This window comes from Acinetobacter sp. FY731, assembly GCF_059515905.1.
Genome location: NZ_JCAKNB010000004.1, coordinates 176,000 through 192,027 on the forward strand (window position 1 = coordinate 176,000; position 16,028 = coordinate 192,027).

The following is a 16,028-nucleotide window of genomic DNA, read 5'->3' on the forward strand; positions in this document are numbered from 1 at the left end:
AAATGAAGTAAAATCATGCATTAACATTTCAATAAAAGTAAGATATATTCCTTAAAACATGAATAAGACACTACAATTATGAAGAATCTCCAACCTTTTTTCTTCTATATAAATACAGTAGCCCCCTATTATTATTTCTATCTTATTCCCGTTATTTTCTGCCTTATTGTTGTCAGTTTCGATTTTCAATTTCATGGAGTTTTTCCAACAACGGTGAACTCTACTATTTCTAGCAAGCATAAATTTATTAACGATTTTTTTGCTATTTGTTCTTACTCCGTCATGCTCTTCATTTTTTTCAATTACTTTAGACTCAAGCCAGATCGCACATACAAAAGGCAACTTAGACTAAACTATCTTAAATTAACCACACAACAGCAATCATTTTTTGGTTTTCTAGGTTTGGTTTTTTTCGCCTTTATTCTATTTTTCTTTTGCATAAACTGGTTTCTTATTTCAGACACTCTACCTCCTCAAAATTCCAAGGGCTATTTCTTCACCTATTTAATGTATTTTTCACACCCATATAGCAGTGTTTTTGCCTCAAGTTTTCTATATGTACTTATTTTGTTTTTCACGCTTCATCTTGTATATGCACTGAATATGCGGAAATATCGTTAATATAAAAAAGGGAGCTCAATAGCTCCCTTTCATTTTTACATTTAAGAATGAACGACGCCATAACCTAAACGCGCTTCAATATGGTCGTAGAACCATTGGAATATAAAGGTATAAACCAAAATACACATGGTTAAACTAAAATCGAGCACAATTGCCTGCCAAATAGTCATCTCCATTGCATAAGCAACCATAGGAATGGTCGCGAGCATTAAGCCGCCTTCAAATCCAATCGCATGTAAAATACGAACACCAACTGTTCTTTTTAGCTTACGCTTTGCCTCAAACTTTTCAAAAAAATGGTTAAAAATCATATTCCAAATAACAGAGGTAACCGCCATGGCAATACCCAATGACCCTGTAACTTCTAAGGGCATATGGAAAATAAAACTCAAAGCAACAGCAATGATTACCAATAGGATAATTTCATAGCTTAAAGCATGAATAATCCTTCTTTTGGAAATCAACATTTTAATTCTCTCTAAAGTTCTTTGTTTAAGATGAGTGAATTTTATTCCATATTATTGAATGATCGAGTTAGAATCTATCAAATATTTTGAAAGATTAAATTTTATAATTATGAATATCAATCAAGATCAGCTCCTCATTTTTAAAACTGTCATCGAAACAGGTTCATTTTCTGCAGCTGCACGAAAATTAGGAAAAGTTCCATCTGCGGTAAGTATGTCTATTTCAAATTTGGAAATAGATTTAAATTTACAGCTTTTTCAAAGAGTTGGTCGTGAGCCAATTCCAACAGAAGAAGCAATGGTTCTCTTTGAAAAAACAAATCAACTGCTTGTTGAAATGAAACAATGGAAACAACATGCTTTCGCACTCAGTACAGGTTTAGAGTCTTCTCTAAATATTGTGGTGGTTTCTGAACTTTTACACACAAACTGGACAGACTATATTTCAATAATTGAAACAAAATTCCCACAATTACAAATCAATATTTTCAGTGCTCCTCAAGAAGATGCACAAAAAATGCTACTCAATGGCACAGCACAACTTGCCCTAATGTTTGAGCGTGAACAATTAGAAGGCAATGAACAATTTGTAGAACTAAAACGTGAAATATTAGTTCCTGTATCATCTAAAAATTTTGGACTTGCTAAATTTGAGCATGTGAGCTTCGAACAAATATTACAAAGTCGTCAAATTGTGGTCGCTAGTAGAGATAAAAACATTAAGCCTGAGTTGTTGTATTCAAAGTCATATTGGCGCACAGATAATCATCACTCTGCGTGTTCTATTATTTTACAAAATTTAGCTTGGGGTGTTTTACCCCTTGAAATGTTTAATGAAAACCCTGAACTCAAACATCAATTAAAAATTCTCGACTTTTCAGATTTCACTCCAAAATTTGAATATTTTGTAGATTTAGTTTGGAATCGAGAAAGCCAGTTAGGTGCTGCTGCTCGTTTTTTGATTAATCACATAAGAAATGAAAGAAAAAATTAGAATTTAGCTTCACAAAACGATTGAAGAGACTTTTCCAATACAAAGTTTGTGTTATAAATAAATGATGGGTAAACAACTTTAAAGAATAGATACTAATGACACTTACAGCCTTAAACCAATTAAAAAACCTAACCACTATTGTTGCCGATAGCAGCGACTTAACCGCAATTGAAAAGTTTCGCCCATTAGATGCTACAACCAATCCATCATTAATTACGGCAGCAGCAAATCAAAAAGAGAATATTGAACTCATTCAAAGTGCATTTGCTCAAGCTAAAAATGAAAATTATGAAAATGACGAGTTGATTGAACGCACTATTGATATTTTAACGGTAAAATTTGGTGTAGAAATTTTAAAACTGATTGATGGTCGTGTATCTACAGAAGTCGATGCTGCTTTATCTTATGACACAGAAGCAACTGTAGCAAAAGCAAAAGATTTATTAGCACTATACAAAAAATATGGCGTAGACCAAAACCGCATTTTGATTAAAATTGCTTCTACATGGGAAGGTATTCAAGCTGCCCGTATTCTTGAATCAGAAGGTATTCACTGTAACCTAACCCTGCTATTTGGTTTACACCAAGCTCAAGCATGTGCTGATGCCAAAGTTACCCTTATTTCACCTTTTGTTGGTCGTATTTTAGATTGGTATAAAAAGGCTGAAAATGTAGATGCTTACTCGATTGATAAAGATCCCGGCGTATTATCTGTAAAACAAATCTATCACTTTTACAAACAACACGATATTAAAACTGAAATTATGGGTGCAAGCTTCCGTAGTATCGATCAAGTACTTGGTTTAGCAGGCTGTGATTTACTTACTGTTGCACCAAATTTACTTGCTGAACTTGAAAATGATACTCGTATTGTAGAAGCTCAACTCTTTGAAAATCATGCTCATGCACATTGTCAGCATGATGTTGTTTCATTTAATGAAGCGGACTTTAAACAAGCTGTAGAACAAGATTTGATGTCTTCTCAGTTATTACAAAGCGGTATTGATGGATTTATTAAAGCTCGTGAACAATTAAGTACTTTATTACGCCAATCTTTTGGTATCGATGCTGAAATTAAAGCTTAAGGTTCTATTTCCCATCTTTTTGTTAAGCCGATGTTGATATACTCACATCGGCTTCTTATTCGAGTGTATTCACGTGTTTGGTATCACAGACTTAACCACCTATATTATTGGCACTATTTTAATTGTGATACTACCAGGTCCAAACTCATTATTTGTCATGTCTATTGCATCTCGATTTGGGATTAAAGCTGGCTACAAAGGAGCTTTAGGTGTTTATACAGGAGATATGATTTTAATCATATTAACTGCATTAGGCGCCGCATCTTTACTACATGCTTTTCCATGGTTATTTATTTTACTCAAAGTTGTTGGTGCTGCTTATTTGAGTTACTTGGGAATTAAGTTGCTGATTGCTGCATACCACACTTTCAATGCAGTACATACTCCAGAAAAAATAGAAAAAAAACAATCATTAGAACAAGTTAAGCCATTTAGTACAGCACTTACTATTAGTATTTTAAATCCTAAGGCTATTTTATTTTACTTATCTTTTTTTGTGCAATTTGTTGATCCTGCTTATTCATATCCTGCGATCACGTTCACAGCACTTGCAATTATTTTGCAAATTATCAGTATGAGTTATTTAACCGTGCTTATTTTTTCAGGTGCAAAACTTGCCTCTTATTTTTCAAATAGATTAAAACTAACGGCAATTTGTGTCGCAAGTGTTGGTATTCTATTTTGCGGATTTGGCTTAAAACTAGCAACATCCACATTATAACTCACTTCTTTTTATACACTTTGTTGGAACATGTGCTGTATAAAAATATTGAAAGGCGTATGATAACTGCACGAATTATCCATTAATAATAATGTTGCAAGGACTCATGCAAAAGCTCATCCAAGATTTTTCCATACCTGCTGTTTTTGCAGGTTTTATTACTTTCCTTGTTGGTATTAGTGTTTCATCTGTACTTGTTATACAAGCGGCTCAGCATCTAGGTGCAAATACATCTCAAATTACATCATGGTTTTGGGCACTTGGCTTAGGTATTGGTATTAGTGGCTTATTTCTTTCATGGAAATATAAATACCCTGTAGCAACCTCGTGGTCTACAGCAGGATTAGCACTCATTTTAGCATCTGGTAGTGGCTACTCATTAAATCAAGCCATTGGTGCATTTTTAGTTTGTGGTTTACTTACTGCAGTCTTAGGGTTTTTAGGCGTTTTCAATAAAGCACTCGAATATATTCCACAAAGTTTAACAAGTGCCATGCTTGCGGGCGTTCTATTAAAATTTGGTATTGATATATTCGCAACGATGCAATACGAATGGGGATTCATTCTTTCATTACTCGCTGTTTACATCATTTCAAAACGCATTTTTCCTCGATATAGCATTGTCATTACAGTAATTGCGGGTGTTGTACTTTGTCCAATGTTCCTGACTTTTGCCACGCCAAATATTCAATGGTCATTGGCTCGTCCTGTTTGGATGAAACCTGATTTTTCTATTGCCGCTATTTTAGGTATTGCTTTACCCTTATTTGTTATCAATATGGCTTCTCAGTATTTACCCGGTCTCGCGATGATTCGTAGTTATGGTTATGAACCCAATGTAAAACCACTAATTGGTTTTACAGGTTTAATGCATACCTTACTTGCACCATTTGGCTGTTTTAGTGTGAACATTGCTGCAATTAGTGCTGCAATTAGCTTAGATGATCAAGTGCATCCAGATCCTAAAAAGCGTTATATCGCAGGTATGAGCTGTGGTTTATTCTATATTCTGATGGGTTTATTTGCGGCAACATTAACCAGCTTTTTACTGGCTTTTCCACTTGTATTTATTACTGCCTTAGCTGGTATCGCACTCTTTGGTACTATTGGTCATAATATTGCAATTGCCTTTCAAGATGTATCAGAACGTGAAGCTGTATTACTTACCTTCTTATTTAGTGCATCAGGAGTAAACTTTTTCGGTATTGGATCTGCATTTTGGGGGCTAATTTTTGGTTTAGTAGTTTCTATGATTCTAAAATTGAAAATAAAAAAGTCTAACTAAATTTAAAAACAGAAAAAAGCAAACCGAGGTTTGCTTTTTTCGTAACATATTAATTTGCTTAGGCTATTTAGGGTGAGTGCGACGTATCAGCTCTGCCTTTAATTTTGCAGCTTCTTCTTGCTTCTCAACCTTGGTAAAAGATGTTAACCACAATCCATCTGCAGCATAACGTAATATTGATAAATCTAAATCACGATCAGTTTGCTGATGCTTATGTAAACTTGCATCTAGCCAACGGATCCAATGTTCATTGAACGTATGATCTGTGAGCATGGTCATCGATATAGCATCCCATAAGTTTCCCATACCCTCGACATCTTTACTTAATGTAATATCAATATATGCACGAGTAAATCGACCATATTGCTCAGAATCATTATTCATATATGAATCAAAAACATCATTAAGTCTTTGAAATATTTCTACAAGCATTGCATCTAACAATATTTGTTTATTTGAAAAATGATGAAAAACCCCACCTTTAGTAATACCCACCAGATCTGCAATACCCTGTATTGAAATGCCCGTAACACCCTTTTTCGCAGCAAGTATAATTGCTGTTTCTAAAATTTTTTTACGTACAATTTCTGGTTCTTTTTTACGTTGATGTGGATTTTCCATTCATATTCCTATTAGTGCCCCGTAGATGTTGAAAACATATTAATAACAACAACCCCTGACACAATTAAGCCAATACCTATAAGTGCAGCAATATCGAGGCTTTGTTTAAAAACAAAGTAACCCACTATTGCTGTGAGAATAATACCAACTCCAGCCCATATTGCATAAGCAATCCCTAACGGAATTACCTTAATAACGTGCGATAGCATATAAAATGCTGCACTAAACAGAACAATAACTGCCAAAGATGGCATAAGCTTAGTAAAACCTTCTGACTTTACCAAAAATGCTGAACCCATTACTTCTGTGATAATTGCGCATGCCAGTAAAGCATAAGCAAACATTACAGGACTCATATAAACCTCAAAAACATAAACATACCGACCGGTAGGTATGTTATAGATTTATAAAATTAGATGCAATCTTTATATTTAAATAAATTTAATCAGAATTTTTATCTAAAAACTGAATGGTTTTAACAAAAGTTTCTTGGCTTGCTTTTTTACTCATCATAAACTGATATTCATGCACAAGTAATTCTCTAGAATTTGGATAAAAAACTTCTGTAACAGGAATATTCTTTTCCTTTAACGAAAGAACAAATGGAATAGACTGACTTTCCGTTAAAAAATCTTTATTACCCCCACTAATAAATACAGGTGGATAATTTTCAGTTAAATGCTGACTTGGAGAAATACTTGCCAAGAAATTAGCATCATCTTTTTTACCGCCAGTATATGCCTGAACAAGATTTAAAATCCCCCATTCAAATAGTTTCATTTCCTTGGCACTGTTTTTAACAAAACTTTCTAAGTCGTAAATACCACAATGCAAAATTAAACCTTTTAATTGAGAAGTTGATATTTGGGGATATAAATCTGAAGTTTGGGCAAACTGAGGATTTGCAACAAGTGCAGCATAATGACTTGCCATATTTGCACCAGCAGAATCACCTGCTAAATAAATTTTGTTAGCATCTATGTGATACTTCTTTGCATGCTCTGTTATAAATGCTAAAGCTTGATCAATTTGTTGTAATTGTTGAGGATAAATTTCCGTTGGTGCAAATTGATATTCTACAGAAACAACATTATAGCCTTGCTCTGCAAGTCGTTTAAAATAACCACTCGCATGTTCTTTTGAGCCTGAAATCCACCCACCACCATGAATCCAAACTACAACGGGTCTTTTACCTAATTCGGCAATATTTTCAGGTTGATATAAATCAAAATGTAACTTTGGATTTTCCATATATTCAATATTATGTGTCACGATAATATTTTCAGGAGCATGGCGTTCAATAAATTTCTTTTGAATATTTGTAGATGCATTAAATGCACCTGCAATAATTTTGCTATTATTTTGCGTATTTTGACACCCACTAATAGCTAAAGATAAAACTAAACTCAGCAAAACAAACTTTAATTGCACCGCTAGCCCTTTCATTCATATATAAAAAACAATAAATTGAGTTTAATTTAGTTTTAAATATTTCCCTATAAAAACATATCAAACTAGACAAAATATAAACAAAACCCGACCAATTTTATATGAATATTCTGCCAAGTAAATAACATAATTTTGATTAAAATTTATTATTTTTTCACGATCACATTATAAGGTTTGAACCATCACTAGCAATGTGTTATCAATAAATAAGTAGGGTCAATAACGATAACTTTGGAGCATGTTTTATGTCATATAACCATATTTTAGTTCCTGTAGATGGTTCACAAATTTCATTTTCAGCAGTCAAAAAAGCAGCTCAAATAGCAAAAGCATTCAATAGTAAACTTAGCTTAATCAGCCTTGTTGCTGAAGACCCTTTTACAGATACAGATTTTTATTATTCTTCAGCAGCAATGAAAGAATACTTTGTACAAGCTTATAACAATGCAGAAGCAGCACTAAAAGAAGCACATGAATTTTCAACTGCTGAAGGCGTACAAGCCGATGTTAAAGTAGTAAAAGGAACAGTAAGTGCGGAAGGTATTTCCGTTGCTGCCAAAGATGCAAATGTAGATTTGATTGTTATAGGTTCACATGGTCGAAAAGGCTTTAAAAAGCTTATTTTAGGCAGCTTTGCTCAAGATGTTCTAAATACAACTGAAATTCCTGTACTTGTGGTCAAACAATAAAACTTATAATGAAGCTCATATTATGTGGGCTTCATTTATTTCTACATAGATATATTTTTTAAATTCCTCTTTCAAATATAAATCCATGGACAACTTCTTTAGGAAAAATGATGACAATATATAAACATATACTCGTTCCAGTAGATGAATCTCCTATCTCTTATGCTGCTGCTGAACATGCCTTAGCACTTGCTAAAGACCTAAATGCAGAAGTTACTCTAATGTGTGTCATTGCTGTCGATCCATTTGTTGGTGTCGATTTCTATAAAGTAGCACCTGCGGTAACAGATTACTTTATGCATGCAGAACAAAATGCTCGCAATCGCTTGAAAGATTTATCTCTAAACTTTGAACGTGATAACATTAAAATCAACTCAAAAGTCATTCACGGCGTAGCACCTTCAGACGGTATTATTGCTGTAGCAGATGAAGTTAATGCAGATTTAATTATTATGGGATCTCACGGCCATACAGGTTTCAAAAAACTCATATTGGGTAGCGTTGCACAAAACGTGCTCACAAACTCACCTGTACCCGTTTTAGTTGTGAAAGTTTAATTCATTAAATACAAAAAAAGCCCGTATCTACGGGCTTTTTTAAATATGAACGAACTATACGCGATATGGTAGATAGTACATTTGGTTTAAAGCTGTATAAAAACTACGGCGGTCTTGATTTAACTCAATTTCACGACCAGATTCTAATAAAATATTTAATCCAACATTTACCCAAATAAATCCTTCACGCGTATTTTGCATTTTTTTTGAAGGTACTAGGGATACTACAATTTCACTACCATCAATTGCTTTCGCAACCAATTGATTACTATTACTCAATATTTACACCAATTTAAAAATAAGAAAATAATTCTTTTCAGAACATTATAAACAGAAGAATGATGACATCTAAAAAATATCGTTAAGTCGATAATTGAGAGGAGAAATAGAAGTTTTTATTATCTGTTCAAATATTATAACACATTATTTAACTTTAGTTAAATAATGAAAAAAAGGGCTAAACAACCTAAGTCACTTAGCCCTCTTTCATATATGGAAGAAACTTACACGCTTAACATGCTATTTAATGTTTCAGATACATTTTTCGATTTTACATCTGGTTTTAAAGCTTCTAATTCAGCTTTTACCTCAGAGCGTTGAGGCTCTGCTAACGTATACCAACGAGATAAGACTTGTAATAAACGAGAACCAACAATTGGATTTTTCTCATCTAAGTACTTCGCAAGCTCAATAAAATGCTGAACACCAAAACCCCACGTATTTACAGGATTTGCATTTAAACCACCTGTAACAGCACGAATACGGTTTGGAATTGCCAAATCATAATCTGCATGTGTGGTTAATGCTTTAATGGTTTCTGCTGTTGCCTTTGGATGTGCTGCCTGAACCATAAACCATTGATCCATAGATAAAGCTTCATCTTTAAAGCGATTATAGAAATCTTCCAATGTTGCTTTCGCTTGCGGTGCATCATTCCAAACAAGAACTTTTAAAGCACCTAAACGTTCTGACATATTCAACGTAGTCTGATACTGCTCATTTGCCAATTCAAATGCTGTTTCATCACCCTGACGCGCAATCATAGATAAAAGAATATTTTTCAATGCACGTACACCCATTGCTTGTGAAAACTCTTTTTCATTTGCTGGGTCTAAAGATAAATAGGCTTCTTTACAGAAAGAACCAAAAGCATCCGCCAAAGTTTTTAATAAAGTATTACGTTGAGTTTGAATAGTTGCAGGATTGTAATCTGTATCAATACGGCTACCTAAATAACCTTCTGCCGGTACATCAAACAAACGTGAAGCCAATAAAGGATCTTTCTGAATCACTTCAGGTAAGGTTTTCTTCATCGCCTGAACATAAATATCAGATGAATGACCATTTAATAAAACACGTTCAAGTAAAGTTTGTGTTGCTTGCCATTGGTTAAAACCATTGGTCTCAAATTGTAATAAGAATGCCAAATCTTCATCTGAGTAGTTAAACTCAAGATTTACAGGTGCAGAGAAATTACGAAGTAATGACACTACTGGTTTTGTCATTACATTTTTAAATTCAATGCTTGCTTCTGCCTGATCAAATAAGTAAACACCATCTTTTACTGCATTCTCAAATAATGCATCAGATTCAAGTACAAGTTGTTCACCTGTTATTGCATCAAATAAAGCAAGAGCAACTGGAATTGGAACCGCTTTTAAATTTGGATATTTCGCATGCGCTTTTAAAGTTTGCTTAAAGCTTAAACGATAGGTTTTTGCAGTCGCATTATATTCACCCTGAGCTTCCAATTTTGGCGTACCAGGTTGGTTATACCAAACTAAGAATGCAGATAAATCAACACCCGAACCCGCTGTTAATGCATTAACCCAATCTTCAACCGTTACAGCTTGACCATCATGACGTTTAAAATATTCATCTGTACCTTTACGGAATTTTTCTTTACCCAGTAAAGTTGCCATCATGCGGTTAATTTCCGCACCTTTTTCATAAACAGTCGCTGTATAGAAGTTATTAATTTCAACAAAGTGATCTGGACGTGGTGGATGTGACAATGGTCCTGAGTCTTCAGGGAATTGATGTGCTTTTAATACAGCAACATCATCAATACGTTGTACCGCAGCAGATTGTAAATCTTCCGAGAACGATTGATCACGGAAAACCGTTAGACCTTCTTTTAAACAAAGCTGGAACCAATCACGACAAGTAATACGGTTCCCTGTCCAGTTATGGAAGTATTCATGTGCAATCACCGATTGAACACGCATAATCGCAGCATCTGTTGTGTATTCTTCATCAGCAAGTACGCATGAAGTATTAAAGATGTTTAAACCTTTATTTTCCATTGCACCCATGTTAAATGCACTTGTTGCAACAATCATATAATTGTCTAAATCATAAGGACGACCATAATGCTCTTCATCCCAACGCATAGAATGTTTTAAAGCTTCCATCGCAATATGACATTTAGGAATATCTTTTTCTTCAGCATAAATTTCTAAAGCAACATCACGACCTTCAGAGGTTGTATAACGGTCTTTTAAAACAGCTAAATCACCAATCACACATGCAAATAAATAGCTTGGTTTTTTAGTAGGATCTTGCCAAATTGTATAGTGACGATCTTCACCTGCTTCACCTGCTTCAATTAAGTTACCATTCGCGAGTAAAACTGGATATTTTTTATCTGCCTCAACACGTGTTGTAAATACAGATAAAACATCTGGACGGTCAGGATAAAAAGTAATTTTACGGAAGCCTTCTGGCTCATTTTGCGTAACAAACAAATCCGAAGCCGCTTGATATAAACCTTCTAGCATGGTGTTTGTTTCTGGATGAATCACCACTTCAGTTTCAATAATGCTATTTTGTGGTGCATTTTTAATCGCAAGTTGCTCTGTATCGAGCACATACTCACTTTCAGTAAGTTTCTTACCATTAAGTAGAATAGCTTTTAATTCAAGATCACGACCTAAAAGAACTAAATCACCTTCAGCTTGACGCTGCATCACCAATTTTGTATTTACAAGTGTATGATCTGCAAAGACTTTAATATCTAAATCAATAGAATCGACCAAGAATGTTGGCTTTTGATAATCTTTTAGATAAACAGTTTGATCTGCTTCTACCACTGGGTTTGCCGCAATATTCATATTATGTCCTACTGTTGTTTTAGCACTAACTTTCCTGTGAGGTATTTCGATCATACTTCAAACGTACAGAAAATGTCTTTGCAATTCGTATGCCTTTATATATGGGACTTAGCTCCTCTTTTTCAATATAAAAACACTGAAATATATATTGTTATTCATTTTTTAATCACCGCGCGTTTTGACTATAAAATTGCACTAGATACAAACTCATACAAACATATAATGATATAAAATATTTTAAATTGATCATTTTGTGCACGATTCTTGCTTATTCCTATATGCTGAAAACGTAATCCAACAAAATACAATGCAAAATAAAAAATCAGGGGTGTAATATGTTTATCAAAGATCACATTATTCGTATTGAAAATATCAAGACTTTACAAGCACTTGATGCTGCAAAAATCAATCATAAAGTCATTGCACTATTTATGACATGTGAAGGAATACCACTCAAAGAATTTGAAGTAAGTGCCATATTAAATAGCTTCGATACCTTAGGAAGCAAAAAAATAACATCCAAAAAAGTACAGGCTTTGCTCAAAGCAAAACAACTCAGTGAAGAGGATGAAAGTTTACCTTGTCCTGTCTAATAAACTCATGAACCAATAAAAATACGGCTATATGCCGTTTTTTTATATTCACAATATTCCTATCAAACTTATACTTATGCTTTTACCACATAAACCACTGAAAAAATTAACTAAATTTAAATACAAACGAATTCTATTATTTAATAAACTTTTTTTAAATTTATATGATTTTAATCAACATTACAGCCCATTAACTCTCCCTAGATTATTAAACGACATCTAGACTAAATACAGAGTAAATTATAAAAAATATAAAGTCTCAGAGAAATGAATTACTTTACTGAAGTTTGAAAAGCTTCGCCTTGTTCTGTGTATAATTCAATAAGACAATTACGAATGTGGATTATTATGCTTCAAATTCTCCAAAAGCAACTTGATGAAAGTACACAATGCCCTTTGTGTCGTGCATCTATGTATTGGATTGAAGCTGAAGAATTCGATAAAGAAGTGAATTATCATGAATGTATAAGCTGTCTACATAAGGTTTATCAAGATAGTCGCCAAACTTGCCATTGTGACACCTGTACATCAGATCGAAAGAAACTGATGAAAGAAACAATGCAACAAGAACAAAGAAAAATTAAACAAAAATCCCAAGATATTTTTGAATATGACTTAAACAATCTAAGTTTTTTAAATAAGTTATTTTTACTCAGTATTTTAGATGAACTTGTTGATGAACACACAGGACATCAAGAATTTATTGACTGGGAACAAATCAAATTTCGACCAATTAGCCCAAGTTACTTATTTCAAAGCTATTTGATTAAACAACTTGTTAAAGACAATGTTTTACTAGCGAAAGAATTTAGTGATACTGCTCAGCAATACTATATTAATGTTCGCTTAGATGGCTATTCACAACCTAGCCTTTTCAGTATTACCCAACAATTAAGAAATTGGTTCTATGAAAATTTAGCATTAGGCGTGCCCTTTAAATCTTCAGATGAAGTAAAAGAAGCTGTTCATCTTTTGCTTTATCAAGAAATTGTGCAATTTATGCAATTCTATTGTAGAACTTGGGGTGTACAAATTGCAGGTAATCAAAGTTTTCAAAGCTTTTGTTATCGCTTAATGGAATCACTTGCGGTTGGTCAAATTTATTATTTGATTCAAAATGCGTTGGAATATTTACATCAACAAAATGCATTAAAACCTAGAAATGAAAACTTCATTAATACCAATTTGCTGAAAAAGACCTTACAGCAATATCGTGAACGTGCATTAACCGAAAAATGGGAAACAACAACTTTACCCCGTCCTTACAATATTCCACTCAGTAAAATGAGTGAAATTTTATTCTATAAATTTTTAGGTTATGACGACAAAATATTTTTCCAACCCTTTTGGCGATCATGGAACAAAATTGAACCTCGCTTAAAGTTTTATTCGCTTAAACGCTGTATGCACTGTGGCTCAAATGAACTCACTGTCGATTATGATGCTGAAGATTATGTATCTTTATTTTGTAGAAACTGCAAACACCAAGACCATTACTTCACCAAATAACTGATATTTTTCAAAAATAGTATGAAGCAAAACTCTCCTATGAATAACTCAACTCAATTAAAAGCCCAAATTTTAGAACAAGTCGTTGAAGCTTGGACTCAACTACAAGTACAGCAACCTTTAGTTCATTGCATTACCAATAGTGTTGCAGCCAATTACGTTGCCAATATTCTTTTAGCTGCAGGCGCTTCTCCTGCAATGATTGACAATACATTTGAAGCAGAAAGTTTTGCAAAAATTTCGGGTGCTATTAGCATTAATACAGGTACGCCAACTCCCGAACAAACTGAAGCAATGAAAATTACAGCTAAAACTTGTGCAGAATATAATAAACCTTGGGTGCTTGACCCTGTTGGTTATGGTGCTATCTTAGCTTGGCGCTCCAAAACTGTAGATGAGCTTATAAAATTTAAGCCAACTGTTATTCGTGGCAATGCTTCTGAAATTAGCTCACTTGCGGGCAATCAAAATCAAACTAAAGGCGTTGATAGTCTCTTAAATAGTGCAGATGTTTACCAACAAGCCAATATACTTTTAGAACAAACGCACTGTGTTGCAATTTCTGGCGAGTCAGATTTTATCATTACAAAAGATATTCCAGCCGTAATTCAAATTAATGGCGGTTCATTTTTACAGCCAAAAATTACAGCAACAGGCTGTGCACTCGGTGCGCTCATTGCAGCATATTGCGCTGTAGCCAAACCTAGTATTGCAGCTATTGCAGCACATATCCATTTTGCGATTGCAGGTAAATTGGCTTTTGAAAAATCAAAAACAGTTGGAAGTTTTGGCATTTCATTTATAGATGAAATTTATACAATGGATGCAGAAAAGCTCAGAAAACATGCAGATATAATCATAAGATAATAATTTCATTGGGGAGGTTTAAGCTTATTTTAAACCTCCAACCTCAATATTTAACCATCTCATGAAACCTGAATAATATTCAAAAATCTCAACCAATGAAGATCAGCTTGTTAATAAATAATAAGATGAAAATTTAAGTAAAATAGTAAAAAATTACGTTCTCTTTAATAAAACTTCTAATACACTTTTTATAAAAACCCTTTGACTAATCACTAACATACGTAATTTCTCCATAAACTTTCCACTGCATTACCACATTGAACATTATCGAATTTCAATCTTTATCAAAATGGTTACATTATTATAATAAAATTATACATTTCATCTAATATTTATTAATGTATATTAAATCAACAACAACAAATCATTCACTAAACTAAGTCAAAACCACTAAGTTCAAACAAAGGAAACTAAAATGAAAAAACTATCACTTATTATTTTATCTTGTGTTGCATTAGCTCCAATGCTTGTAAATGCAGCACCGAATAAGAAGCCAGTCAACAAATGGACATGTGAAGATTTCCTTGTTCTCGATACAACATATCAACCTACTGCTATTGGTGTATCTATCGCCTTAAACATGAACAATAAAGGCATGGAAAACCAAGTCATTGACATGCAAGGCATTGAAAAGATCACTCCAATTGTAGTGCAAGAATGTAAGAAAGATAAAAAACAAAGCTTTAAGAAAACACTTCATACAGAATGGGCTAAAATAAAACATAGCTAATTTTTTAAAATACAAATGGGAGCTTCAAGCTCCCATTTTTTATGTCATATATAGTCATTATATTGTTCAGATTGGTCTTTTAATAATTCTATTTCATACTTTTTAGTACATTATCTTTTAATATAAAGTGATGAAATAAAGCAGCACAAGCATGTAAAGCAATGAGCGTAATAAAAATATTAGCGATAATTTGATGTAATAACCCAATGTTGTAATTTTCTATAATCTTTATCATTGGGAAATTCACACCCAATATATGAAAATGACTTTGTGTTGTTGATAAAGCGAACCACCCCAAAATTGGAACAAAAAACAAGCATAAATATAGTGATATTTTCATCCACTTAAAGGTATTATCTTGAAATTTTGGCATTTTGGGAACATCAGGAAATTGAGTTCTAAAAGAAAAATATAAAGTAATACGTATAAAGAAAAATATAAAAACAATGCTACCAGCCAAAACATGCATTTGCCCTAGCCACTGATCCTGAATAGGACTTTGACTAGTAACATAAGCGAGAAACACTAAACATAAGGTAGCCCAATGAGCATATATAACGAGTTTAGGAAATTTTTGATTTGATCTATCCATTCTAGTTTTTTCTCAAAATTTATTTTCTATTTATCTTATATAGAAAATGAAAAACAGTAAAACCTCATATAAGATCAAAAAAAATTCTACTTATTCTAAGTTCAAGTCGCTATTAGCATGAGAATATGCAACAAA

At 33.3% G+C, this 16,028-nt stretch carries 17 protein-coding genes; 10 read left to right on the top strand and 7 right to left on the bottom strand.

Annotated elements, in window-relative coordinates; genetic code table 11:
* Positions 1-662 precede the first annotated feature (662 nt).
* The gene (gene aceI, locus AC5YC8_RS06955) at positions 663-1,088 is read right to left on the bottom strand and encodes a chlorhexidine efflux PACE transporter AceI (protein ID WP_496164028.1); all 426 of its coding nucleotides are present in this window, start codon (positions 1,086-1,088) and stop codon (positions 663-665) included.
* Between the two features lie 109 nt (positions 1,089-1,197).
* Between aceI and aceR the strand changes: the two genes are divergently transcribed.
* The 4 genes from aceR to AC5YC8_RS06975 all read left to right on the top strand — a co-directional run bounded on the left by aceR (position 1,198) and on the right by AC5YC8_RS06975 (position 5,173).
* On the top strand, positions 1,198-2,082 hold the full coding sequence (gene aceR, locus AC5YC8_RS06960; RefSeq protein ID WP_496164029.1) for an HTH-type transcriptional regulator AceR: 885 nt from the start codon (positions 1,198-1,200) through the stop codon (positions 2,080-2,082).
* A 95-nt stretch (positions 2,083-2,177) separates the two neighbouring features.
* Positions 2,178-3,167, top strand: a complete 990-nt coding sequence (tal, locus tag AC5YC8_RS06965) for a transaldolase (protein ID WP_496164030.1) — start codon at positions 2,178-2,180, stop codon at positions 3,165-3,167.
* Positions 3,168-3,240: 73 nt separating this feature from the next.
* Positions 3,241-3,888: a leucine efflux protein LeuE gene (leuE, locus tag AC5YC8_RS06970; RefSeq protein WP_496117840.1), complete on the top strand. Its 648-nt coding sequence runs from the start codon at positions 3,241-3,243 to the stop codon at positions 3,886-3,888.
* A gap of 106 nt (positions 3,889-3,994) precedes the next feature.
* Positions 3,995-5,173 carry a benzoate/H(+) symporter BenE family transporter gene (locus tag AC5YC8_RS06975; RefSeq protein WP_496164031.1) on the top strand — a complete coding sequence of 393 codons (1,179 nt, stop codon included), beginning with the start codon at positions 3,995-3,997 and terminating at the stop codon, positions 5,171-5,173.
* Positions 5,174-5,236: 63 nt separating this feature from the next.
* Here AC5YC8_RS06975 and AC5YC8_RS06980 read toward each other — a convergent pair whose 3' ends face one another.
* From AC5YC8_RS06980 to AC5YC8_RS06990, 3 genes are all read right to left on the bottom strand, one after another.
* Positions 5,237-5,794, bottom strand: a complete 558-nt coding sequence (locus tag AC5YC8_RS06980) for a TetR/AcrR family transcriptional regulator (protein ID WP_496117836.1) — start codon at positions 5,792-5,794, stop codon at positions 5,237-5,239.
* An 11-nt stretch (positions 5,795-5,805) separates the two neighbouring features.
* Complete coding sequence (locus AC5YC8_RS06985; RefSeq protein ID WP_496164148.1) at positions 5,806-6,138, bottom strand: SMR family transporter; 333 nt, start codon at positions 6,136-6,138, stop codon at positions 5,806-5,808.
* A gap of 97 nt (positions 6,139-6,235) precedes the next feature.
* On the bottom strand, positions 6,236-7,225 hold the full coding sequence (locus tag AC5YC8_RS06990; RefSeq protein ID WP_496164032.1) for an alpha/beta hydrolase: 990 nt from the start codon (positions 7,223-7,225) through the stop codon (positions 6,236-6,238).
* Between the two features lie 263 nt (positions 7,226-7,488).
* Between AC5YC8_RS06990 and AC5YC8_RS06995 the strand changes: the two genes are divergently transcribed.
* Both AC5YC8_RS06995 and AC5YC8_RS07000 read left to right on the top strand, forming a co-directional pair.
* Positions 7,489-7,932, top strand: coding sequence for a universal stress protein (locus AC5YC8_RS06995; protein WP_496117833.1), 444 nt, complete (start codon positions 7,489-7,491; stop codon positions 7,930-7,932).
* A gap of 110 nt (positions 7,933-8,042) precedes the next feature.
* Complete coding sequence (locus tag AC5YC8_RS07000; protein ID WP_496117832.1) at positions 8,043-8,489, top strand: universal stress protein; 447 nt, start codon at positions 8,043-8,045, stop codon at positions 8,487-8,489.
* 54 nt (positions 8,490-8,543) lie between these two features.
* Here AC5YC8_RS07000 and AC5YC8_RS07005 read toward each other — a convergent pair whose 3' ends face one another.
* Both AC5YC8_RS07005 and pepN read right to left on the bottom strand, forming a co-directional pair.
* Positions 8,544-8,768: a hypothetical protein gene (locus AC5YC8_RS07005; RefSeq protein ID WP_496117830.1), complete on the bottom strand. Its 225-nt coding sequence runs from the start codon at positions 8,766-8,768 to the stop codon at positions 8,544-8,546.
* Between the two features lie 224 nt (positions 8,769-8,992).
* Entirely contained in the window at positions 8,993-11,602 is a 2,610-nt protein-coding gene (pepN, locus tag AC5YC8_RS07010; RefSeq protein WP_496164033.1) for an aminopeptidase N, read from the bottom strand.
* Positions 11,603-11,937: 335 nt separating this feature from the next.
* Here pepN and AC5YC8_RS07015 point away from each other — a divergent pair, with 335 nt between their 5' ends.
* From AC5YC8_RS07015 to hdeA, 4 genes are all read left to right on the top strand, one after another.
* Positions 11,938-12,195: a hypothetical protein gene (locus tag AC5YC8_RS07015; protein ID WP_496164034.1), complete on the top strand. Its 258-nt coding sequence runs from the start codon at positions 11,938-11,940 to the stop codon at positions 12,193-12,195.
* Between the two features lie 345 nt (positions 12,196-12,540).
* Positions 12,541-13,704, top strand: a complete 1,164-nt coding sequence (locus AC5YC8_RS07020; RefSeq protein ID WP_496117894.1) for a hypothetical protein — start codon at positions 12,541-12,543, stop codon at positions 13,702-13,704.
* Between the two features lie 21 nt (positions 13,705-13,725).
* Complete coding sequence (gene thiM / locus AC5YC8_RS07025; RefSeq protein ID WP_496164035.1) at positions 13,726-14,571, top strand: hydroxyethylthiazole kinase; 846 nt, start codon at positions 13,726-13,728, stop codon at positions 14,569-14,571.
* 415 nt (positions 14,572-14,986) lie between these two features.
* Positions 14,987-15,301 carry an acid-activated periplasmic chaperone HdeA gene (hdeA, locus tag AC5YC8_RS07030; RefSeq protein ID WP_496117823.1) on the top strand — a complete coding sequence of 105 codons (315 nt, stop codon included), beginning with the start codon at positions 14,987-14,989 and terminating at the stop codon, positions 15,299-15,301.
* Between the two features lie 88 nt (positions 15,302-15,389).
* On the opposite strand, the gene AC5YC8_RS07035 is transcribed toward hdeA, so the two are convergent.
* A complete protein-coding gene (locus tag AC5YC8_RS07035; RefSeq protein WP_496164036.1) occupies positions 15,390-15,893 on the bottom strand; it encodes a cytochrome b in 504 nt (167 codons plus the stop codon).
* Positions 15,894-16,028: the final 135 nt, after the last annotated feature.